This window comes from Streptomyces sp. NPDC051636 (assembly GCF_044453765.1).
Lineage (GTDB): Bacteria > Actinomycetota > Actinomycetes > Streptomycetales > Streptomycetaceae > Streptomyces.
Window position 1 is genome coordinate 403,387 of record NZ_JBITDA010000003.1, and the last position, 20,628, is coordinate 424,014.

Below are 20,628 nucleotides of genomic sequence, written 5' to 3' on the forward strand. Positions count from 1 at the left end.
TACCCGGCAATCGGGTACCGCCCTTTCCGGCTGTCGCTACCGAGAAGCGCTCACGCGCCGATCTTCTGCTTCACCTGAGCCAGCGACGGGTTCGTCAGCGTCGAGCCGTCCGCGAAGAGCACCGTCGGGACCGTCTGGTTTCCGCCATTCGCCTTCTCGACGAACGCCGCGGACTCCGGGTCCTGCTCGATGTTGATCTCGGTGTACGCAATCCCCTCGCGGTCCAGCTGGCTCTTCAGCCGACGGCAGTAGCCGCACCACGTGGTGCTGTACATCGTCACAGTGCCCTGCATCTCGCTCGCGCTCCTCTGGCAGCTCGGGAAGGTCGTCCAGGGAAGGAACGCACGGGACCGGGCCGCCATTCCCACCCGGGGTATCCGGCCGGACGTGACGCCTGCCGCATTAGTACGACTGCGAGGGCCTCCCTGTGGACAACCGCCACGGCCGTCTCCGGCGACCTGGCAGCATGGCCATGTGACAGCAGCAACGCACTCCCCCCTCTTCCCGCAGGTACCGGACTCTGCCGACGCGGTGCTCGAAGGGCTCGACCCCGAGCAGCGCGAGGTGGCGACCGCCCTGCACGGTCCGGTGTGCGTGCTGGCGGGCGCCGGGACCGGCAAGACCCGGGCGATCACCCACCGCATCGCCTACGGAGTGCGCGCCGGGATCCTCCAGCCCTCCAGCGTGCTCGCCGTCACCTTCACCAACCGCGCCGCAGGCGAGATGCGCGGCCGGCTGCGCCAGCTCGGCGCGCACGGCGTCCAGGCCCGCACCTTCCACTCCGCCGCGCTGCGCCAGCTCCAGTACTTCTGGCCGAAAGCGATCGGTGGCTCCATGCCCCGGCTCGTCGACCGCAAGATCCAGCTCGTCGCGGACGCGGCCGCCGCCTGCCGCATCCGCCTGGACCGGGGCGAGCTGCGGGACGTCACCGCCGAGATCGAGTGGTCCAAGGTCACCCAGACCGTGCCCGCCGACTATCCGCTCGCCGCCGTGAAGGCCGGACGCGAGGCCCCCCGCGACCCGGCCGAGATCGCCCACCTCTACTCCGTCTACGAGGACCTCAAGCGCGACCGCGCGGTCATCGACTTCGAGGACGTGCTGCTGCTGACCGTCGCCATCCTCCAGGACCGGCACGACATCGCCGAGCAGGTCCGCTCCCAGTACCAGCACTTCGTGGTCGACGAGTACCAGGACGTCAGCCCCCTCCAGCAACGCCTCCTGGAACTGTGGCTCGGCGACCGCGACAGCCTGTGCGTCGTCGGTGACGCCAGCCAGACGATCTACTCCTTCACCGGAGCCACCCCCGACCACCTCCTCGACTTCCGTACCCGGCACCCCGGCGCCACGGTCGTCAAGCTGGTCCGCGACTACCGCTCCACCCCCCAGGTCGTCCACCTCGCCAACTGTCTGCTCGCCCAGGCGCACGGCCGTGCCGCCGACCACCGGCTGGAGCTGGTCTCCCAGCGCGAGCCGGGCCCCGAGCCCGTCTACACCGAGTACGCCGACGAGTCCGCCGAGGCCGAAGGCGCCGCCCGCCGAATCCGCGAGCTCATCGACGCAGGAGTGCCGGCCGCCGAGATCGCCATCCTGTTCCGCACGAACGCCCAGTCCGAGACCTACGAGCAGGCCCTCGCCGACGTCGGGGTCCCCTACCAACTGCGTGGCGCCGAGCGCTTCTTCGACCGTCCCGAGGTCCGCAAGGCGGGCATCGCACTGCGCGGCGCGGCCCGCTTCGGCGGCAACGACTCCCTCCTGGACGACGCCGTGACCCTGCCGTCCCAGGTGAGGGCGGTCCTGTCGGGCGAGGGCTGGACCAGCGAGCCCCCGGCCGGCTCCGGCGCCGTCAGGGAGCGCTGGGAATCGCTGGCCGCGCTGGTCAACCTCGCCCAGGACTTCGCGGCCGCCAGACCCGACGCCACGCTCAGCGACCTCGTCACCGAACTCGACGAGCGGGCGAGCGCCCAGCACGCCCCGACCGTCCAGGGCGTCACCCTCGCCTCCCTGCACTCCGCCAAGGGCCTGGAGTGGGACGTCGTCTTCCTGGTCGGTGTCGCCGAGGGCATGATGCCGATCACCTACGCGAAGACCGAGGAGCAGATCGAGGAGGAGCGCCGCCTGCTCTACGTCGGCGTGACCCGCGCCAGAGAACGGCTCCACGTCTCCTGGGCACTGGCTCGATCGCCCGGCGGTCGCCCCGTCCGCCGGCCCAGCCACTTCCTCGACGGTCTGCGGCCCGGCTCGACCACCACCGTCGGCCGCTCCGCCGCGGGAGTTGCCGGGGCCGCGGGGCGCGTCGAGCGCGGCTTCGTGAGCGGCTCGCCGGCCGCCCCGCGGCGGGCCCAGCGCTCCCCGGCCCGCTGCCGCGTCTGCGGCCGCACGCTCACCGACGCGGGTGAGATGAAGCTGATGCGCTGCGAGGACTGCCCCTCCGACATGGACGAGGGCCTCTACGAGCGCCTGCGCGAGTGGCGCGCGGAGCAGGCCGGGCGCAGCGGACAGCCGGCGTTCTGTGTTTTCACCGACAAGACGCTGATGGCCATCGCCGAGACCGTCCCCGAGGACGACGGGGAGCTGGCCCGCATCCCCGGCGTCGGCGTGCGCAAGCTCAACCGCTACGGAGCCGATGTCCTGGCCATCTGCGCAGGCCAGGAAGTCGGAGGAGACGGCGAGGCCAACTGATGCCAACTCGTCGAAAAAATAGTTTGCGCATGCCCCAGCAATCCCCATAGGTTCTAGGCACGGAAGCGGCGGCCTTCTCCAAGGCCCTGGTTCCGTGTTGTACTTGCATATCCGAACGGGCTGGTTCACCCCAGTCCTTGAGACGCCGAGAGGAGGCGAGTCCAGTGATCAGCATCAACACCAGCACCATCAGCGCGGCCAAACTGACCGATCGCTCGGCCGTCTCCCTGTGCATGCTCGGCGTCTCGAACCTGGGCACCGGTCTGTCCGGCATCTCTGCCGTGCGTCCGGCGTCCTCCGTTGCCCTCGCGGGTCTTCCCATCCGTGAACGCAATGAGCGACCGACCAAGGCACTGGAAGCAGTAGTGGCACAGGCGCATGCCTATGCCTTTGCGGCGGCCGGTGCCGGATTCCGGAAGCAGACGACGCAGCACCACCTGATGTGGGCCTTCCGTGGGCCAGAACCCTGGAGTGATCCAGCCTGATCGCCGATCAGGCCGGCGCCTTCAGGGCCGCGGAACCCCATCCGGGATCCGCGGCCCTTCTGTTTTCCCCGAACGGGGACGACGGTGCGAAGGGGCCTCGGGACAAGAAAAGAACCCGGTACCAAGCCGACACCCGGTCAACCGGCCGGACCGACCAGACGAGGAAGACGAACCGTGCAACTCGAAGCGCACGCCCCGTCCGTACCGCCTTCCGAAACGATCCCCCCGCCCGGCCTCACGGAGGACTCCACCTTGACCCCGCTCACCGCGCTCACCGCGCTCGACGACGCCATCGAGAACCTCGGCGTGCCCGTCCCCTGCCGCTCCTACGACCCGGAGGTCTTCTTCGCCGAGTCGCCGGCGGACGTGGAGTACGCCAAGTCCCTCTGCCGCACCTGCCCGCTGATCGAGGCCTGCCTCGCCGGCGCCAAGGAGCGGCGTGAGCCCTGGGGTGTCTGGGGTGGCGAACTGTTCGTCCAGGGTGTCGTCGTCGCCCGGAAGCGGCCGCGTGGCCGCCCGCGCAAGAACCCGGTCACGGCATGAACACTGCAGGAACGATCGACCGCCCCCTCACGCACGACCCGAAGAAGCAGGCCCCGATGAAGCCGTCCACCAGCGAGCTCGCAGGCTCCGCGATCGAAGACGTCACCACCACCGGCGCGAGCGACTCGCGTCAGAACAGGACCCGAGAGATGCAACTCATCCCAGAAGCCCTCGCTCGCGCGCATATGCACGAGCGACTGCGTGAGGCCGAGCGGGAACGCCGGGCCGTGCGCCTGGCGACCGCCCGCCGGATGCAGCGCCGGGCCGAGCGCGCCTCGCTGCGCGCCCGCCGCGCGCTCGCCATGGCGGTCATGCAGTAACCGGCCACACCTGAAGCGGTGCTCCCGACCCCGGGAGGCGGTGGCTCCCCGCGGGGGCCGGTCCGTCCGAACGGACCGGCCCCCGCGGTGGTTTGTGTGCGGCGTACCACGGGAACCGGCGATATCGTCAACGGGTGACGAGTCTTCCCGGAGGCAGTGACCACGGTGGCTCGTCCGCGGAGCCCCAGCCGCTCGTGTGCGCCCGCTGCGGCACTCCCGCCGCAGGCCCTCCGCCGCCCACCTGGACCTGTTCCGTGGAGAATGGCGTCCGCCAGTACTTCTGCGACACCTGCTCCCGGGAGAACCTCAGGGCCATCGAGGGTCGGCTGGACTCGGCCTGGTGGTGAGGCGTGCTTGGAACGGCACGCCGGGTTCACGGTTTCGGATCCTCTTCCGCCAGGTCCTTGCTCGCCTGAAGCCGGTGCTCCCACTGGGTGGTCAGTGCGTCCATCCAGCGCGTCGCCCGTTTCAGCGGGCGCAGCTCGGCTTCGTAACGGACCTCCCGTCCGGTGCGGTGGGCGTGGACCAGCCCGGCGCGGTCGAGAACGGCGAGATGCTTGGCCACCGCCTGACGTGTGACGGGGAGCTGTGCCGCCAGCGACGTGGAGGTCGCGCCGCCGTGTCCCGTGAGGGTGGCGAGGATCTGCCTGCGGATCGGATCGGCCAGGGCCACCAGGACGTCCTGCGGGGCCTGTTCGGTGCCGGTGCCGGTGGTCATGGCGTGGGGTGTTCGCAGTCCGTGCGCAGCTGGTCGGGGATCATGGCCACCTCTTCTCCTCTGGAAGTGCTACCCCAAGGTCGCACTTCCAGACCCCCTCTTACGCAACCAACTGGTTACGCAGTGTCCGAACGCTCACGCCTCCGCCGCCGACTCCTCCTCCGTCTCGTCCGGCTCCTCGGGCACGAACCCCGGCAGCCACTCCTCCAGTTCCTCGCGGAGCCGTACCGTCGCCCCCAGCTGGCACAGGACTCCGATGGTGCTCAGGGTCACCCGGTGTATGAGGAGGTACGCCGGGGGCAGGTTGAGCTGTTTGCCCAGCTGGTAGGCGGGGGAGCGGGGGTCGGCGATGCGGGCCGCCTGGCTGCGCATCCAGGAGCGGGTGAAGGTGAAATCGTCCACCTGGGCCGGTTCGATGATCGGCAGCAGGTAGTCCAGGACCGCGTCCGGATCCAGCTCTATGGACGCCTTGACGAAGCCCTCGGCGCAGAGCAGCTCGTAGACGTCCTCGGCCCTGCCCTCCAGGGTCATGCGCAGGGAGTCGCCGATCGGTGTGGGCAGGCCTCCCGGGAGGCGGTCGACGGTGCCGAAGTCCAGGACGCCCAGGCGCCAGCCGTCCTCGCCGTCGGGCACCAGGCGGAAGTTGCCCGGATGCGGGTCGGCGTGCAGCAGGCCGGTGCGGGCCGGACCGGAGAACAGGAAGCGGGCCAGGAGCTGGCCGGCGCGGTCGCGCTGCTCCGTACTGCCGTCGGTGATCACCTCCGACAGCGGGATCCCGTCGATCCACTCCGTGACCAGCACCTGCTCGCACTGGTGCACCACCGCCGGGACCACGACGTCGGGATCGTCGGCGAACTCCTCCGCGTGCGCCTGCTGGGCCTGGGCCTCCAAGCCGTAGTCCAGTTCCTCGGATACGCGGTCCCGTAGTTCCGCGATCAGCGGCTTGATGTCCATGCCGGGAATGAGTGGGCCCAACAGTCGGGCGAAGCGGCTCAATTGGTTCAGGTCGGACAGAAGGGCCTCGCCCGCCCCCGGATACTGCACCTTGACCGCCACTTCGCGACCGTCGTGCCAGAGTCCGCGGTGTACCTGACCGATGGAGGCCGCAGCCGCCGGCTTGTCCTCGAACTCGAGGAACAACTCCCGCCACTCCGGCCCCAGCCGTTCCTCCAGCACCGCATGCACCGTGCGGGTCGGCATCGGGGGAGCCGCGTCCTGGAGCTTCGTCAGGGCCGCCCGGTAGGGGCCGGCGATCTCCTCGGGCAGGGCGGACTCGAAGACGGACATGGCCTGCCCGAACTTCATGGCTCCGCCCTTCAGCTCGCCGAGGACCTTGAACAGCTGCTCCGCCGTGCGCTGCTGCAGCTCACGGCCGACCAGCTCCGCGGACTCGCCCACGATCCGCTTGCCCAGCCCCCAGGTCGCCCGCCCGGCGAAGCCGAGCGGGAGCGCGGCCAGCTTGGCGGTCCGGGTGACCGCCTTGCGGGGAAGATCAGACATGCGCCCTCCAAGTCCCAGTCGGCCGCGCCGCGTCTGCCGTGCTTCGTCGATTCGTCGACGGCCGTTGCACCGCCATTGTCTCGTGCGGCTCCCCGTCCGTGGAGGCGCGTTCCCCGTTACCTTTCTCCGCAGCCCGGCACCAGCATGCCGGATGCGGCCAGACGGGCCGTGCGTGCCAGTTCAGGCCAGGTACGGAGACCTCCCAGCGCGCCCCCGTACTCGACGGCGACTCACCGTCGAGGAAAGCCAGTGCATGCGCGGCCGCCAGTCCGGCGACCGTCGTCGCCAGCGTCAGGTCGCACGGCGGCACCCGGCGGGCCTTCCCGGAGCGCCACTGTGCCACCAGACGCGGCCAGGCCGGATCCCGGTCCGCACGGTCCTGGTGCAGGCAGCCCGCGCAACCGGTCTCGCCGGGCAGGACGAGCGGGCCCACGACGCCGGTTCCCTCCACGACGCCCGCATGGAGATGAGGCGTCCCGGAGGCCGTCAGCGGCTCGGTCGCGGCTGGGTCCGGGGCGTGCACGGATACATCGTCGCGCGGGCTGAGGATCACCAGCGAGAAACCGGGATCACCGCTGTCCGCCGGCGACCGCCGGCCGCGGCGTGGTGGCCGGCCCGGAGCCGCTCTGCGCACCGCCTGCCGCGCGGCCTCCGCCCGGCGCTCGCCGACGGACTCGGCGGGCAGCCCGCCCGGCCCGACGTCCCACGGCTCGACGCACCCGACGTCGCGCACGTCCACCTCGCCGACACCCGCGCCCGACAGCAGCGCGGCCAGCAGGGCGCCGACCCGGCCGGCACCCCTGATCTGCACGCGCTGCGAGCGGCGGGCCGCCAGCCGGGCGATCGCGCCGCCCGGCTCGGAGGCGGTCAGGGACAGCGTGGCCAGGTCGGGGCGCAGCCGGTCGAGGACGTCCGGCTTGGCGCGCAGGGCCTCGGCGGCCGGCCCGCCCCCCTGCGCGTCGTCGAGGAGCCCCGCCCGCGTCAGCTGCCTCACCAGCCCGTCGACATGGCCGTCGGGCAGGTCCATCCGGCTTCCCTCCTCGCGCAGGAGCGCAAGCCCCCGAGTGCCGTTGAGCAGGTCGAGGAAGCTCCCCGTCGCCGTGTCCATCGGACCGAGCGTCATCGCGTGCGCCGGAGTCATCCCGAACTGCACGGTGTTGAGGTCGCGCCAGCCGCGCCTGAGCGCGGGTTTCACCATCGGATGCATGACAGGCCCCCGTAGTTCTGGAAAAGTCCCGAACGTCCTCATGTGCCGGTGAAGCCGGTCACGCTCCGCCGACGAGTGCCAGCATGCCCGCTGCGGCGGGCGGGTGCCCGAAGTTGTCCACAGGCGGCAGGATTCATCGTATAAATCCGCCGTACAAATCAGTCGTACAAATCAAACGCATGGTGGGGGATCGGCGGTGAACCGTCCCGGACCCGGGACTTCCCGCGTACGCAGCGGGTAACGTCGGGGCGTGCCCGCCGACCCACTGCACCGCGCCGGAACGCCACAGCGCAGCACGACGAGCCTGCCGCCGAGCGGCTCGGGGGCGAGCGCGATCGAGGTCCGCAGGAGCGCCCGGCGACGCCGGACGGTCTCCGCGTACCGCGAGGGCGATCGCACCGTCGTACTGATCCCTGCCCGGATGTCCGAGGCGGAGGAGCAGCGCTGGGTGAGCGTCATGCTCGACAAACTGGCCGCCCAGGAGAGCAGGCGGGTGCTGGACGACGGCGAACTGGCCGAGCGCGCCCGGAGGCTGTCGGACCAGTACTTCGGCGGCCGGGCCCGGCCCGACACCGTGCGCTGGGTCACCAACCAGAACACACGGTGGGGTTCGTGCACCCCGGCCGAGGGCAGCATCCGGCTCTCGCACCGGCTGCAGGGCATGCCCGAGTACGTCGTCGACTACGTCCTCCTGCACGAGCTCGCGCACCTGCTCGTACCCGGCCACGGCCCGCGCTTCTGGCGGCTGCTGGAGGCCTACCCGCGCACCGAACGGGCCCGCGGCTACCTCGAAGGAGTGGTCGCCGCCGACCGGTTGCCCCATGTGCCCGGCGCGCGGTGAGTGACCCGCCCGCGCGATGAACCCCTGACGCCCGACCACGGTTGTGTACCGGGTCTGTACCGGCTTCGTCCGGTCCCGGGATTTGCCGTTAGCCTGGCGCGACGCATTCACATTCGGGATGGGGGACGGTCGTAACGCATGGCCAGGGAATTCCAACGCGGCCACAAGGCCAGGATCAGTGACCTGACGGCGGGCACCGATCTGTACGTAGGCGTGCAGATCTCCGCCCCCGGACTGAGCTTCGACATCAGCTGCTTCGGCCTCGACGCCGAAGAACGCCTCTCCGACGACCGGTACTTCGTCTTCTTCAACCAGCCGAAGTCCCCCGAGGAGGCCATCCAGCTGCTGGGCACACAGGCGGGCGACACGGAGTCGTTCCGGGTCACACTGGACCGGATCCCGCCGCAGATCCACAAGCTGTCGTTCACGGCGACCATCGACGGCGCCGGGCAGATGTCGCAGATCAACCCCGGATACATCCGGATCGTGGCCGGCGGCGAGGAGGTGGCCCGGTACTCGTTCAACGGCTCGGAGTTCACCACCGAACGGGCCGTGATGCTGGGCGACCTCTACCTGAAGGACGTGTGGCGGTTCGCGGCCGTCGGGCAGGGCTTCGACGGCGGCCTCGACGCGCTGCTGAAGAACTTCGGCGGCGAGGTGGCCGAGGAGGAGGCGCCGGCCGCCCCGCAGCAGCCGCAGACCGGCGCCGCGCCCGGTTTCGCCCCGCCCGCCCAGGCCACCGCGCCGCCCGCGTTCGGCGCCCCGGCCGCGCCCGCGCCTGCGCCGCAGCCCGCCGCGCAGGGCTTCGCGCCGCCGCCCGGAGCCACCGCGCCGGCCCCGGCGCCCGTGCCCAGCGTGCACGCCGCGCCGACCGTCGTCGCCCCCCTGACCCCGCCCGCCTCGGGCACGGTCCCGCCCCCGGCCCCCGCACCCCAGTACGGCCAGCCCGCCCCGAGCGCGCCCCTGCCCCCGGGCTACGCACACCCCCAGGCCCCGCAGGTCCCGGCACCGCCGCCCGGTTACGGGCAGCAGCCGACCCCGCCCCCCGGTTACGGCCAGCAGCCGCCGTTCGGCCAGGTCCCGGGTCAGCAGACCGCGCCCTATGGTGTGCCGCAGGGCGCCCCCCAGGGCGGTGCCGGGGTGAGCGCCGCGCTCCAGCAGTTCAGGGAGACGCCCACCGGGCAGCGCTGGACGCAGCAGAACAAGAAGCTCATCCGCGTCGACCTCGGCATCGGCGGCCAGCCCGTGCTCGCCCGCCAGGGCAGCATGGTGCTCTACCAGGGCAAGGTCGACTTCAGCTACAAGGGAGCCGGCTTCGCCGGCCGGATCGTGGGGAACGCGACCGGCCAGGAGATGCAGCTGATGCGCTGTACCGGCCAGGGCCAGGTGTTCCTCGCCGAGAACTCCACCCACCTGCACCCGGTCGAGCTCCAGGGCGACGCGATCTGCGTCTCCGCCGAGAACGTCCTCGCCTTCGACGAGAGCCTCCAGTACGAGGTCCGCCGCATCGAGGGACACGGCATCCCCGGCGGCGCCCTGTTCACCATGCAGTTCCAAGGCACCGGCACGATCGTCGTCAAGACGCACGGCACACCCGTCGTCCTGCCCGTCACGCCCACGACCTTCGCCGACTGCAACGCGGTGGTCGCCTGGTCTGCCGCCTCCCAGGTGGTCGTCTCCAGCCAGGTGCGCATGCGCCGCAACGCCTATCCGGGTGACACCGGGGAGAGCGTCAACCTGCAGTTCCGGGGTGCGCCCGGCAACTTCATCGTCGTCCAGCCGTACGAGGTCTGAGGGAGCCCGTCATGAACCAGCCGCTCGCGGGCTACGCCCCCGCACCCGTCACCGCCCGCATGGAGAACCACGGCAACCACATGCTGAAGGTCGCCATGCAGACCGGAAATGACCTTCTCGCGCGCGTGGGCTCTATGGTCGCCTACGAGGGCTTCGTCCAGTACGAGCCCAACCCGCCCGCCGTCCGCCAGATCGCCCGCGACTGGGTCACCGGCGAGGGCGCCCCTCTGATGAAGTGCACCGGCGACGGCCTGCTCTACCTCGCCGACTACGGGGCGAACGTCGTCGTGATCAACCTCAACGGCGACGGCATCTCCGTCAACGCCACCAACCTGCTCGCCTTCGACGCGCACCTCACCTGGGGCGTGGAGCGGGTCAAGGGCCTGGCGAAGTTCGCCGGGCAGGGCCTGTGGAACACGAAGATCTCCGGTCAGGGCTGGGTCGCCCTGACCTCCCGGGGCAAGCCGATCGTCGTCGACTGCGGCGGCGGCGAGGACGAGACGTACGTCGACCCGGACGCGCTCGTCGCCTGGTCCCCGAACCTCAAGGTCAAGGGCAAGCGCAGTTTCAAGGCGCAGTCGCTGATCGGCCGGGGCAGCGGTGAGGCCTACCAGATGGCCTTCTCCGGCCAGGGCATCGTCGTCGTCCAGCCCAGCGAGGACAGCACCGACCGCCTCCGGATCCGGGGCTGAGGGGGAGCACACACATCATGCAGAGCCCGCTTTTCGCCCACAACGACCTGCAGACGCAGGAGCGCTGGAGCCTGCAGAACAAGCAGATGCTCCGCGTCACCCTGGAGGGCCACGACGACATCCTCGCCCGCAAGGGCACGATGGTCGCCTACCAGGGCCTGGTCGAGTTCGACGCCGAGTACCGCAGCAACAGCGAGGCACGCGCGCGTGCGCACACCGGCGAGGGCCTGGACCTGATGCGCTGCCACGGGCAGGGCACGGTCTACCTCGCCAATCTCGCCCAGCACGTCCACGTCATGGACGTGGAACAGGACGGGCTGACGGTCGACAGCAGCTACGTCCTCGCGATGGACTCCTCGCTGCACCACCAGGTCATCGCCGTCGACAGCCTCTACGGCATCTCCGGCTCCGGGAAGTACCAGCTCAACATCACCGGCCGGGGCAAGGTGGCCCTGATGACCTCGGGCGCCCCGCTGATGATGCAGGTCACGCCCGACAAGTACGTCAACTGCGACGCCGACGCGATCGTGGCCTGGTCGACCGGGCTGCGCGTGCAGATGCAGGCGCAGACGCACTCCTCCGGGGTGTGGCGGCGCCGTGGCAACACCGGTGAGGGCTGGGAGCTCAGCTTCATGGGCAGCGGCTACGCGCTGGTCCAGCCGAGTGAATTGCTGCCGCCGCAGAACGCCCAGATCGGGCAGGGCCTCGCCGCGCAGTTCGGTATGGGGCAGCAGGGGGCGCACGGCCAGAACCAGGGGAATGTCTGGAGCTGAGCAGGTGTAAGGGGTGACCGCCTCGACGGTCACCCCTTACCTCGTCAGAGCCGGGCGCGGGTCGCCTCAAGGAGTCGTACGACCGACTCGTCCGCCACGTCGGCCACCTCGTCGTAGGCGAACCAGCGCAGGTCGAGAGACTCGTCGCTGATCTCCTGGACCGCTCCCGGGGGCGCCAGGACCGCGTACTGCACGTCGAAGTGGCAGTGGCACGGCGGCGGGATCGGATGCCGGTCCAGGCGGACCGGGCCGCCCCGCAGCGGGATGAGGCCGGTGACACCCGACTCCTCCGTCGCCTCCCGGAGGGCGGCCGCCTCCAGTGTGGCGTCACCCGGCTCGCAGTGGCCGCCCATCTGCAGCCACATCCGCAGCTTCCTGTGCAGGGTGAGCAGGACGCGCTCCTGCTCGGGGTCGATCACCAGCGCGCTCGCCGTGATGTGCCCGTCCCCGCAGGCCTTCCACACACCGTCCGGATGCGCCGCCAGGTGGTCCAGGTAGGCCTGCCGCAGCTCTTCCTGGCCCTCATGTCCCTTGAGGACGAGGACCGCGTCGTCGTACAGGCTCACTCGGCGTCGTCACCCTTGGCCTCGTCCTCGTCCTTCTTGCCGAGGTACGGCTTCCCCAGGTCCGGCTTCCCGAGGTCCGGCTTCTGGGCGGAGCCGCTCGCGGCCTCGCCGAGCATCTTGTCCAGCTCGGAGAAGTCCAGGTGCTCGCGGTGGACGAAGCCGTCCGGGTCGTCCAGGTCGGTGGCCGTCGGCAGCATGTCCGGGTGGGACCACAGGGCGTCCCGGCCGTCCACGCCGCGTGCGTCGGTGAGCGAGGCCCACAGACGGGAGGCGTCGCGCAGGCGGCGCGGGCGCAGCTCCAGGCCGATCAGCGTGGCGAACGTCTGCTCGGCCGGACCCCCCGTGGCGCGCCGGCGGCGCAGGGTCTCGCGCAGCGCGTCGGCGGACGACAGGCGGGGCTTCGCGGCCGCGTGCACCACCGCGTCGACCCAGCCCTCGACGAGCGCCAGAGCCGTCTCCAGGCGGGCCAGGGCAGCCTTCTGCTCCGGGGTGTCCTCCGGCTGGAACATCCCCTGCTGGAGGGCGTCCTGCAGCTGCTCGGGGTTCTGCGGGTCGAACTGGCCGACCACGTCCTCCAGCTTGGCCGTGTCGACCTTGATCCCGCGCGCGTACCCGTCGACCGCACCGAACAGGTGCGAACGCAGCCACGGCACGTGCGCGAACAGACGCTGGTGGGCGGCCTCGCGCAGGGCGAGGTAGAGCCGCACCTCGTCCTTCGGCACGCCAAGGTCCTTGCCGAAGCCCTCGATGTTCACCGGCAGCAGCGCGGCCTTGCCGACCGGGCCGAGCGGCAGACCGATGTCGGTGGAGCCGACGACCTCGCCCGCGAGCACGCCGACGGCCTGCCCGATCTGCGTGCCGAACATGGCGCCGCCCATCGAGCGCATCATGCCGATCAGCGGGCCCGCCATGGCCTGCATCTCCTCCGGCAGGACATCGCCCATGGCCGCGCCGACGCGCTCGGCGACCGGGTCGACGAGCTCCTGCCAGGCCGGCAGGGTCGCCTCGACCCACTCCGCGCGCGACCAGGCCACCGCGGTGCCGGCACCGGACGGCAGGGACGTCGCGTCGTCCAGCCACAGGTCGGCCAGGCGGACGGCCTCCTGGACAGCGGTGCGCTCGGCGGGGCCGACACTCGCGTCCTTGACGCCGTCGGACGTGCCCTGGGAGACCGTCTGGCGGGCGATCTGCTTGGCCATGTCCCAGTTCACCGGGCCGCCCTCGTAGGAGAGCATCTGGCCCAACTGCTGGAACGCGGCGCCCAGGTCGGTGGGGTTCAGCGATCCGAACATGGCTGCGAGCGGATTGTCCGCGCCGGAACCGCCAAAGGCGCCGGCGCCGGACGGCCCGAAACCGAACGGGTTGGCCGGTCCCTGCCCACCACCGCTCTCCTGGTCCTTCTTCTTGCCCTCGTCGCCGTCTTCCGGCTCCTCCGGCGGAAGGCCGAATCCGAATGGGGTGTCACTCACGGGATTCCTCGGCTGGTAAGGCCACCGGTTTCCTCCGGCGGCGCGGCTGCCCGACAACACCACCCAGCGTAGACACCCGGACCCGATAGGGCCTCGGTGCTTCGCCGACAGTCGGCCTGCGGCAGGATGGATGCCACCTGGTACGCACGCGTCACTCGCGCCCGTACTGAAGACAACCGCTGGAGACGCCTGGTGAGTTCCCCAGATCCGCAGGTTCGCGCAGCGCGAAACCACTCAACCGGTCCCGCCACGCGCCGACCCGTCGTCGCCGTCACCGGCGCCGCCACCGGGGTCGGCGCACTGCTCACCGCGCGGCTCGCCGCGTCCGGCCAGGTCAAGCAGGTCGTCGCCATCGACGAGCGGCGCGGGGAGTGCGCGGCGGCGCAGTGGCACATCCTCGACGTGCGGGACCCGGCGATCGCGGACAAGCTGCGGGGTGCCGACGTGGTCGTGCATCTCGCGCTCGACCTGGACCTGGAGACCGATCCGGCGGCGCGTACGGCCTACAACGTGCGGGGGACGCAGACCGTGCTGACCGCCGCGGCGGCGGCCGGGGTGCACCGCGTGGTGCTGTGCACCTCCGCGATGGTCTACGGGGCGCTGCCCGACAACGAGCTGCCGCTGTCGGAGGACGCGGAACTGCGGGCGACGGCCGAGGCGACCGGGGTCGGGGACCTGCTGGAGATCGAGCGGCTGGCGCGGCGCGCTCCGCGGGCGCATCCGGGGCTGAACGTCACGGTCGTGCGGCCCGCGGTACTGGTCGGGGGCACCGACACCGCGCTGACCCGGTACTTCGAGTCGCCTCGGCTGCTCGTCGTGGCCGGTTCGCGGCCGGCGTGGCAGTTCTGCCACGTCGAGGACCTGTGCAGCGCGCTGGAGTACGCCGTCCTGGAGAAGGTCGACGGGGAGCTGGCCGTCGGGTGCGACGGGTGGCTGGAGCAGGAGGAGGTCGAGGAGCTCAGCGGGATCCGGCGGATGGAGCTGCCGTCCGCGGTCGCCCTCGGGGCGGCGGCGCGGTTGCACCGGATCGGGCTCACGCCCTCTCCCGCGGGCGATCTCGCGTACACGATGTACCCCTGGGTGGTGAGCGGGAGCCGGCTCCATGACGCCGGGTGGCGGCCGAAGTGGACCAACGAGGAGGTCCTCGAGGAGCTGCTGGAGGAGGTTTCCGGGCGGCACACCGTTGCCGGGCGACGGCTGGGGCGGAAGGACGCGACGGCGGCGGGCGCGGCGGGGGCGACGGTCGCTCTGCTGGGCGCGGCGGCTGTGGTCCGGCGGGCTCGGAAGGCGCGGCGGCGGATCTGAGGGGTTCTCGCCCCTGCCGCCCCTACCCGTTCCCGTCTCCAGGGGCTCCGCCCCTTCGACCCCGCCGGGGGCTCCGCCCCTTCGACCCCGCCGGGGGCTGCGCCCCTGCATCCCGTGCAGCCCGCCGGGGACGACGAGGCCTGTAGGAGACTCCGGACAGTCACGCGCGCGTGCCAGGTGATAGCGCTATTTCCCGTCGTCTCCGCCGTGCGGCACGATGGACCCATGGCACCCACCAATGACCATCCCGGAGAGCACGCCGCTCAGGACCCCATCAAGCTGATCGGCATTCGGGAGACTCCGCTCTCCGTCGACGAGGTCTTCCAGGCCGTCGGGGACGACGCCGCCGGGGGAATCGCGCTGTTCGTGGGGACCGTGCGGAATCACGACGAGGGTGCCGACGTGGACGCGCTGGGGTATTCGTGTCATCCCAGTGCCGAGGCCGAGATGCGGCGGATCGCGGAGAAGGTCGTCGCGGAGTATCCGGTGCGGGCGCTGGCGGCCGTGCACCGTGTGGGTGACCTCGGCGTGGGGGACCTCGCCGTCGTCGTCGGGGTGGCGTGTCCGCACCGGGGGGAGGCCTTCGAGGCCTGCCGGAAGCTGATCGACGACCTCAAGCACGAGGTGCCGATCTGGAAGCACCAGAGGTTCTCCGACGGCACCGAGGAGTGGGTCGGCTCCTGCTGAGCCCCGCGCCGCCTCCCGGTTGCGTAACCGCACCCCTGCCGTGAGCGTTGTCAGTGCGGATGGTTAATCTGCTGATCAGTCAGTTGCGGATGCCACACGGTGTTGGGAGGTCGGCATGGCGGCGCTCGCCTGGTTGCTGATTCCGCTGATGGCTGCGATCGGCGCCGGTCTGTGGGGCAGTTGGGCCAACCGGACGCGGAGGGCCCGGAGCGATGGTCCCGAGCTGGACGGATACGCCCGTTTCCGCGAGGCCATGGAGAGGTCCACTCCGGCACTTGACGGGCACGCTACAAGGGTGCCCTGACGGTGCGCTGACAGAGGCGTCCCGTACTGTCGAGGCATGCCACGCCGCACTGCGACGATGCTCGCCTCCACCCTGATGCTGATCGCGCTCCTGTGCGCGGGAGTGTTCATCCCCGTGCCGTACTCGGAGATGTCCCCGGGGCCGACGGTGAACACCCTGGGGGACCACGGCGGCGAGCCGGTGCTGCAGATCTCCGGGCACAAGACGTACGCGGCCTCCGGGCACCTCAACATGACCACCGTCAGAGTCACCAGCGCCGACTACAAGATGAACCTGGTGGAGGCGGTCTACGGATGGCTCGCGCACGACAACAAGGTCGTGCCGCACGACACCCTCTACCCGGACGGCAAGACGGAGGAGCAGTCCACCCAGGAGAACGCCGAGGAGTTCACCCAGTCGCAGGAGAGCGCCAAGGTCGCCGCGCTGAAGGAACTGGGCATCCCGGTGAAGTCCTGGGTGATCGTCTCCACGGTGGTCAAGGACTCCCCGGCCGAGGGCAGGCTGCACGCCGGTGACGTGATCAAGGCCGTGGACGGTACGGCGGTCAGGCAGCCGTCCGACGTCGCCAAGCTGGTGACCAAGCACAAGCCCGGGCAGAAGGTCGTCTTCCGGATCGTCCCGGCGAAGGAACAGGCCGCCGCCGAGAAGGAGAACCGGACGGCGACCACGAGCAAGGACGTCACGATCACCACGACGACCTCCCAGGACAGCGGCGCCAAGCGCGCCATCGTCGGGATCTCCGCCGGGACCGACCACACCTTCCCGTTCACCGTCGACATCAAGCTCGCCGACGTCGGGGGCCCCAGCGCAGGCCTGATGTTCGCCCTCGGCATCTACGACAAGCTGACCCCGGGCGACCTCACCGGCGGCAAGTTCGTCGCCGGCACCGGGACCATCGACGACGGCGGCAAGGTCGGGCCGATCGGCGGCATCGAGATGAAGACCGTCGGCGCGCGTGACAAGGGCGCCCAGTACTTCCTGACGCCCGCCGACAACTGCGCGTCCGCGGCCAAGGACACCCCGGGCGGGCTCCGGCTGGTCAAGGTGAACACCATCCAGGACGCCCTGAAGGCCCTCAAGGACATCCGCGGCGGCGACACCGCCGACCTGCCGAAGTGCACCACCAAGGGCTGACCCAGGGCGCCCGCGCCCGGGAGCTCAGTCCTCGAACGTCGCCGTCAGCGCCTCGGCCAGCCCCGGCACCAGGTCGGGGCCGGTGAGGACCTCCGTCGGGGAGTCCTTCTCGCGCAGCCGCAGCGCCGACTCGCGGGTGCCGTCGCGCAGCACCGCGACCGTCATGCGGACCTCCTGGCGCTCGGGGTGCGCGGCCACCCACTTCGCCAGTTTCGCCTCGGTCAGGCCCTCGGGGACCTGGGCCTCGGCGGACGGGGGCAGCATCAGACGCTCGACGGTCAGCGCGCAGCCGGCCACCGCGTCGGGCCAGGCGATGGTGCCGAGGAACTCGTCGAGCGGCCGGTCCGTTGGAATCTCGTCCTGTTCGATCGGGGTGAGACCGGTGGTCTCCGGCTCGTCCTGCAGGCCGAGCTGTGCCGCGAGCGAGGGTTCCTGGGCCTGCAGCCGCGCGGTGTCTACGAGGGCGAAGAGGCGGGCGGGCTGGTCCCAGCCGAGGCCGGAGGCGTACTCGTCGATCTCGAGTACGGCCCGGGTGAGCGGGCTCGCTGCCATGGGAGTGTTGGACATGGTCACAATCCTGCCTCGTTCCCGGCCGGAATCGGGAACCGAGTAAAGCGTGAGTAAGTTGCATAGGTGTGGGCCCGCGATCACGGGGGGCCACGGCGGGTCCGCGAACACGAGGGCCTGACGGATCGACAGCGAACTTCGAGGTGCGCACCTTGGCTTTCCAGATGCCGGACCGCGGCGGAGGCCCGACGGGGCCGCGGATCACAGTGGGCCGCCCGTCCCGGCGGGCCCGGACCCTGCTCCTGACGCTGGGCGTCCTGGCCGCCCTCGGCATGGCGTTCACCATGTTCGCGGGCTTCTGGACGGACTGGCTCTGGTACCGCTCGGTGCACTACTCGTCGGTGTTCACCACCACCCTGTGGACGAAGACCGGTCTGTTCTTCGTCTTCGGGCTGCTGATGGCCACCGCGGTCGGCTTCAACATCTGGCTCGCCCACCGCCTGCGGCCCCCGCTGAGCGCCATGTCCATGGAGCAGCAGAGCCTCGACCGCTACCGGATGGGCATCGCGCCGTACAAGAGGTGGCTGCTGTTCGGCATCACCGCCCTGGTGGGCCTGATCGCGGGCGCCTCCGCGGCCGGCCAGTGGCGGACCTGGCTGATGTGGGTCAACGGCGTGCCCTTCCACCAGAAGGACCCCCAGTTCCACCTCGACGTCTCCTTCTACGCCTTCGACCTGCCCTGGTACCGGTTCCTGCTCGGCTTCGGCTTCGCCACCGCGATCCTGTCCCTGATCGCCGCCGCGCTCACCCACTACCTGTACGGCGGGCTGCGCGTCACCAGCCCGGGCGCCCGCGCCACGGCCGCCGCGACCGGACACCTGTCGGTGCTCCTCGGCGTCTTCGTCGCCCTGAAGGCGGTCGCCTACTGGCTCGACCGCTACGGGCTGGCGGTCAAGTCCAGCGACTTCAAGGCCACCGGCAACTGGACCGGCCTGAGGTACGTCGACGCCAACGCCTACCTGCCCGCCAAGACGATCCTGTTCTGCATCGCCGTCATCTGCGCCCTGCTGTTCTTCGCCACCCTGTGGCGGCGCACCTGGCAGCTGCCCGTGATCGGCTTCGGCCTGATGGTCCTCTCGGCGATCCTCATCGGCGGCCTGTACCCGGCGATCGTCCAGAAGTTCCAGGTCCAGCCGAACGAGCAGGCCAAGGAAGCGCCGTACGTCCAGAAGAACATCAAGGCCACGCGCGAGGCGTACGGCATCGACGACGCGCAGGTCTCCGAGTACGCGGGCAAGAGCAGCACCAAGGACAAGACCACCCTGCGCGACGGCGTCGGCAAGGCGGCGAGCCTCCGGATCCTCGACCCGAACATCGTCTCGCCCACGTTCCAGCAGCTGCAGCAGATGCGGAACTACTACGGCTTCCCGACCAACCTCGACGTCGACCGGTACACCAAGGACGGCAAGGACCAGGACACCGTCATCGGTCTGCGCGAGCTGAACCTCGACGGCCTGCCGAAGAAGAACTGGATCAACAACCACTTCCGCTACACCCACGGGTACGGCGTGGTCGCCGCCAAGGGCACCGAGGCGGAGGACGGCCGTCCGGTCTTCACCGAGTCCGACCTGCCGTCCACCGGTGACCTCGGCACGTACCAGCAGCGCGTCTACTACGGCGAGAAGACGACCACGTATTCGATCGTCGGCGGTCCCCAGAAGGAGATCGACTACTCCGACGACGACGGCGAGAAGATGACCAGCTATCGGGGCAAGAGCGGGGTCAGCCTCTCGAGCCCGGTCAACCGCGCCGCCTACGCGGTGGCCTTCGGCGAGCCGCAGATCCTCTACTCGGGCGCGATCGGCGAGGGCTCGCGGATCCTGTACAACCGCACGCCCAAGGAGCGAGTCGAGGCGGTCGCCCCCTGGCTGACCATCGACGGCGACGCCTACCCGGCGGTCGTGGACGGACACATCCAGTGGATCGTCGACGCGTACACGACGACGAACGGATACCCGTACGCCTCCCGTACGACGCTCGGCGACACCACCGCCGACTCGCTGACCGCGACCAACGACAACCGCGCGGTGGTGGCCCAGCAGAACCAGGTCAACTACATCCGCAACTCGGTGAAGGCGACCGTCGACGCGTACACCGGTGAGGTCAAGCTCTACCAGTGGGACACCAAGGACCCGGTCCTGAAGACCTGGATGAAGGCGTTCCCGGGCACGGTGAAGCCCAGGGGGGCCATCTCGGGCTCGCTGATGGCCCATCTGCGCTACCCGCAGGACCTGTTCAAGGTCCAGCGTGAGCTGCTCACCCGCTACCACGTGACCGACGCGCAGACCTTCCTGACCGGCAGCGAGGTGTGGCAGGTGCCGGACGACCCGACCAACAAGTCGGGCAACGCGGTGCCGCCGTACTACCTGAGCATGAAGATGCCCGGCCAGACGTCGCAGGCCTTCTCGCTGTCGACGACGTTCACGCCCAACGGCCGGTACAACCTCAGCGCCTTCATGTCGGTCGACGCGGAGGCGGGCACCAGCGACTACGGCAAGATCAGCATCCTGAAACTGCCGACCAGTACGACGGTCGACGGACCCAAACAGGTGCAGAGTCAGTTCAACTCCGAACAGAAGATCGCCGAGTCCATCAAGCTGCTCAAGGGCGGCGACTCCGACATCGAGTACGGCAATCTGCTCACCGTGCCGCTCGACGGCGGCCTGCTGTACGCGGAACCGGTCTACGTACGCGGTGGCGGACTCAAGTACCCGCTGCTGCGCAAGGTGTTGGTGACCTACGAGGGCAAGACCGCCTTCGAGAACACCCTCGACGACGCCCTCAACGTGGTCTTCGGAGCCAAGCCCTCGACCGGCACGCCACCGGACGAGAACACCGGTACTCCGCCCACTTCCGGCAACCCGACGGTCCAGGAGGCGCTCCAGGACGCCCAGAAGGCGTTCGACGCCGGGCAGGAGGCCCTGAAGAAGCCGGACTGGGAGGCGTACGCCAAGGCGCAGCAGGACCTCGAGGACGCGCTGAAGCGGGCCGAGGCGGCGCAGTCCAAGGCCGACAAGACCGGCGGCGGCAGCGGCTGATCAAGT

General features: G+C 70.5%; 21 protein-coding genes. 14 read left to right on the forward strand and 7 right to left on the reverse strand.

The window, feature by feature from the left end; translation table 11 throughout:
• Positions 1–50: 50 nt before the first annotated feature.
• Positions 51–293, reverse strand: coding sequence for a mycoredoxin (locus tag ACIBBH_RS08835; protein WP_365470758.1), 243 nt, complete (start codon positions 291–293; stop codon positions 51–53).
• Between the two features lie 181 nt (positions 294–474).
• Between ACIBBH_RS08835 and ACIBBH_RS08840 the strand changes: the two genes are divergently transcribed.
• The 5 genes from ACIBBH_RS08840 (at position 475) to ACIBBH_RS08860 (ending at position 4,374) form a co-directional block, all read left to right on the forward strand.
• Positions 475–2,679: an ATP-dependent DNA helicase UvrD2 gene (locus tag ACIBBH_RS08840; protein WP_399403400.1), complete on the forward strand. Its 2,205-nt coding sequence runs from the start codon at positions 475–477 to the stop codon at positions 2,677–2,679.
• A 164-nt stretch (positions 2,680–2,843) separates the two neighbouring features.
• The gene (locus ACIBBH_RS08845; protein WP_399403402.1) at positions 2,844–3,164 is read left to right on the forward strand and encodes a hypothetical protein; all 321 of its coding nucleotides are present in this window, start codon (positions 2,844–2,846) and stop codon (positions 3,162–3,164) included.
• Between the two features lie 174 nt (positions 3,165–3,338).
• Complete coding sequence (locus ACIBBH_RS08850) at positions 3,339–3,707, forward strand: WhiB family transcriptional regulator (RefSeq protein ID WP_019072119.1); 369 nt, start codon at positions 3,339–3,341, stop codon at positions 3,705–3,707.
• On the forward strand, positions 3,704–4,027 hold the full coding sequence (locus ACIBBH_RS08855) for a hypothetical protein (RefSeq protein WP_399403404.1): 324 nt from the start codon (positions 3,704–3,706) through the stop codon (positions 4,025–4,027). The genes ACIBBH_RS08850 and ACIBBH_RS08855 overlap by 4 nt, the downstream gene beginning before the upstream one ends.
• Positions 4,028–4,161: 134 nt before the next feature.
• Positions 4,162–4,374 (forward strand): hypothetical protein, encoded by a 213-nt coding sequence (locus ACIBBH_RS08860; RefSeq protein WP_399403406.1) that lies wholly within the window; start codon positions 4,162–4,164, stop codon positions 4,372–4,374.
• Between the two features lie 26 nt (positions 4,375–4,400).
• Here the strand turns inward: ACIBBH_RS08860 and ACIBBH_RS08865 are convergent, their stop codons facing one another.
• The 3 genes from ACIBBH_RS08865 to ACIBBH_RS08875 form a co-directional block, all read right to left on the reverse strand.
• A complete protein-coding gene (locus tag ACIBBH_RS08865; protein ID WP_399403408.1) occupies positions 4,401–4,745 on the reverse strand; it encodes an ArsR/SmtB family transcription factor in 345 nt (114 codons plus the stop codon).
• Between the two features lie 135 nt (positions 4,746–4,880).
• Positions 4,881–6,245 (reverse strand): ABC1 kinase family protein, encoded by a 1,365-nt coding sequence (locus ACIBBH_RS08870; RefSeq protein ID WP_399403410.1) that lies wholly within the window; start codon positions 6,243–6,245, stop codon positions 4,881–4,883.
• Positions 6,238–7,452, reverse strand: coding sequence for a TOMM precursor leader peptide-binding protein (locus tag ACIBBH_RS08875; RefSeq protein ID WP_399403412.1), 1,215 nt, complete (start codon positions 7,450–7,452; stop codon positions 6,238–6,240). The genes ACIBBH_RS08870 and ACIBBH_RS08875 overlap by 8 nt, the downstream gene beginning before the upstream one ends.
• 250 nt (positions 7,453–7,702) lie before the next feature.
• Here ACIBBH_RS08875 and ACIBBH_RS08880 point away from each other — a divergent pair, with 250 nt between their 5' ends.
• The 4 genes from ACIBBH_RS08880 (at position 7,703) to ACIBBH_RS08895 (ending at position 11,552) form a co-directional block, all read left to right on the forward strand.
• Complete coding sequence (locus ACIBBH_RS08880) at positions 7,703–8,293, forward strand: M48 family metallopeptidase (protein ID WP_399403414.1); 591 nt, start codon at positions 7,703–7,705, stop codon at positions 8,291–8,293.
• Between the two features lie 138 nt (positions 8,294–8,431).
• Complete coding sequence (locus ACIBBH_RS08885; protein WP_399403415.1) at positions 8,432–10,087, forward strand: TerD family protein; 1,656 nt, start codon at positions 8,432–8,434, stop codon at positions 10,085–10,087.
• Positions 10,088–10,098: 11 nt separating this feature from the next.
• Complete coding sequence (locus ACIBBH_RS08890) at positions 10,099–10,779, forward strand: AIM24 family protein (protein WP_399403417.1); 681 nt, start codon at positions 10,099–10,101, stop codon at positions 10,777–10,779.
• Between the two features lie 17 nt (positions 10,780–10,796).
• On the forward strand, positions 10,797–11,552 hold the full coding sequence (locus ACIBBH_RS08895) for an AIM24 family protein (RefSeq protein WP_399403419.1): 756 nt from the start codon (positions 10,797–10,799) through the stop codon (positions 11,550–11,552).
• 44 nt (positions 11,553–11,596) lie between these two features.
• On the opposite strand, the gene ACIBBH_RS08900 is transcribed toward ACIBBH_RS08895, so the two are convergent.
• Positions 11,597–12,118: an NUDIX hydrolase gene (locus tag ACIBBH_RS08900; protein ID WP_399403421.1), complete on the reverse strand. Its 522-nt coding sequence runs from the start codon at positions 12,116–12,118 to the stop codon at positions 11,597–11,599.
• Positions 12,115–13,587 (reverse strand): zinc-dependent metalloprotease, encoded by a 1,473-nt coding sequence (locus tag ACIBBH_RS08905; protein WP_399403423.1) that lies wholly within the window; start codon positions 13,585–13,587, stop codon positions 12,115–12,117. Before ACIBBH_RS08905 ends, ACIBBH_RS08900 begins: the two co-directional genes overlap by 4 nt.
• A gap of 192 nt (positions 13,588–13,779) precedes the next feature.
• Between ACIBBH_RS08905 and ACIBBH_RS08910 the strand changes: the two genes are divergently transcribed.
• The 4 genes from ACIBBH_RS08910 to ACIBBH_RS08925 all read left to right on the forward strand — a co-directional run bounded on the left by ACIBBH_RS08910 (position 13,780) and on the right by ACIBBH_RS08925 (position 17,017).
• The gene (locus tag ACIBBH_RS08910; protein WP_399403425.1) at positions 13,780–14,892 is read left to right on the forward strand and encodes an SDR family oxidoreductase; all 1,113 of its coding nucleotides are present in this window, start codon (positions 13,780–13,782) and stop codon (positions 14,890–14,892) included.
• Positions 14,893–15,117: 225 nt separating this feature from the next.
• The gene (locus ACIBBH_RS08915) at positions 15,118–15,579 is read left to right on the forward strand and encodes a molybdenum cofactor biosynthesis protein MoaE (protein WP_399403427.1); all 462 of its coding nucleotides are present in this window, start codon (positions 15,118–15,120) and stop codon (positions 15,577–15,579) included.
• A 115-nt stretch (positions 15,580–15,694) separates the two neighbouring features.
• Complete coding sequence (locus tag ACIBBH_RS08920) at positions 15,695–15,883, forward strand: hypothetical protein (protein WP_399403429.1); 189 nt, start codon at positions 15,695–15,697, stop codon at positions 15,881–15,883.
• Positions 15,884–15,919: 36 nt separating this feature from the next.
• Entirely contained in the window at positions 15,920–17,017 is a 1,098-nt protein-coding gene (locus tag ACIBBH_RS08925; RefSeq protein ID WP_399403431.1) for a PDZ domain-containing protein, read from the forward strand.
• A gap of 24 nt (positions 17,018–17,041) precedes the next feature.
• On the opposite strand, the gene ACIBBH_RS08930 is transcribed toward ACIBBH_RS08925, so the two are convergent.
• The gene (locus ACIBBH_RS08930) at positions 17,042–17,584 is read right to left on the reverse strand and encodes a PPA1309 family protein (protein WP_399403433.1); all 543 of its coding nucleotides are present in this window, start codon (positions 17,582–17,584) and stop codon (positions 17,042–17,044) included.
• Positions 17,585–17,748: 164 nt separating this feature from the next.
• Between ACIBBH_RS08930 and ACIBBH_RS08935 the strand changes: the two genes are divergently transcribed.
• On the forward strand, positions 17,749–20,622 hold the full coding sequence (locus ACIBBH_RS08935) for a UPF0182 family protein (protein WP_399403655.1): 2,874 nt from the start codon (positions 17,749–17,751) through the stop codon (positions 20,620–20,622).
• Positions 20,623–20,628 lie beyond the last annotated feature (6 nt).

Excerpts from the sequence above, each read along its gene's own strand:
- ACIBBH_RS08835 (WP_365470758.1), bottom strand. The coding sequence starts at position 293 with ATGCAGGGCACTGTGACGATGTACAGCACCACGTGGTGCGGCTACTGC.
- ACIBBH_RS08855 (WP_399403404.1), top strand. The coding sequence starts at position 3,704 with ATGAACACTGCAGGAACGATCGACCGCCCCCTCACGCACGACCCGAAG.
- ACIBBH_RS08865 (WP_399403408.1), bottom strand. The coding sequence starts at position 4,745 with ATGACCACCGGCACCGGCACCGAACAGGCCCCGCAGGACGTCCTGGTG.
- ACIBBH_RS08870 (WP_399403410.1), bottom strand. The coding sequence starts at position 6,245 with ATGTCTGATCTTCCCCGCAAGGCGGTCACCCGGACCGCCAAGCTGGCC.
- ACIBBH_RS08875 (WP_399403412.1), bottom strand. The coding sequence starts at position 7,452 with ATGCATCCGATGGTGAAACCCGCGCTCAGGCGCGGCTGGCGCGACCTC.
- ACIBBH_RS08885 (WP_399403415.1), top strand. The coding sequence starts at position 8,432 with ATGGCCAGGGAATTCCAACGCGGCCACAAGGCCAGGATCAGTGACCTG.
- ACIBBH_RS08890 (WP_399403417.1), top strand. The coding sequence starts at position 10,099 with ATGAACCAGCCGCTCGCGGGCTACGCCCCCGCACCCGTCACCGCCCGC.
- ACIBBH_RS08895 (WP_399403419.1), top strand. The coding sequence starts at position 10,797 with ATGCAGAGCCCGCTTTTCGCCCACAACGACCTGCAGACGCAGGAGCGC.
- ACIBBH_RS08915 (WP_399403427.1), top strand. The coding sequence starts at position 15,118 with ATGGCACCCACCAATGACCATCCCGGAGAGCACGCCGCTCAGGACCCC.
- ACIBBH_RS08920 (WP_399403429.1), top strand. The coding sequence starts at position 15,695 with ATGGCGGCGCTCGCCTGGTTGCTGATTCCGCTGATGGCTGCGATCGGC.
- ACIBBH_RS08925 (WP_399403431.1), top strand. The coding sequence starts at position 15,920 with ATGCCACGCCGCACTGCGACGATGCTCGCCTCCACCCTGATGCTGATC.
- ACIBBH_RS08930 (WP_399403433.1), bottom strand. The coding sequence starts at position 17,584 with ATGTCCAACACTCCCATGGCAGCGAGCCCGCTCACCCGGGCCGTACTC.
- ACIBBH_RS08935 (WP_399403655.1), top strand. The coding sequence starts at position 17,749 with ATGCCGGACCGCGGCGGAGGCCCGACGGGGCCGCGGATCACAGTGGGC.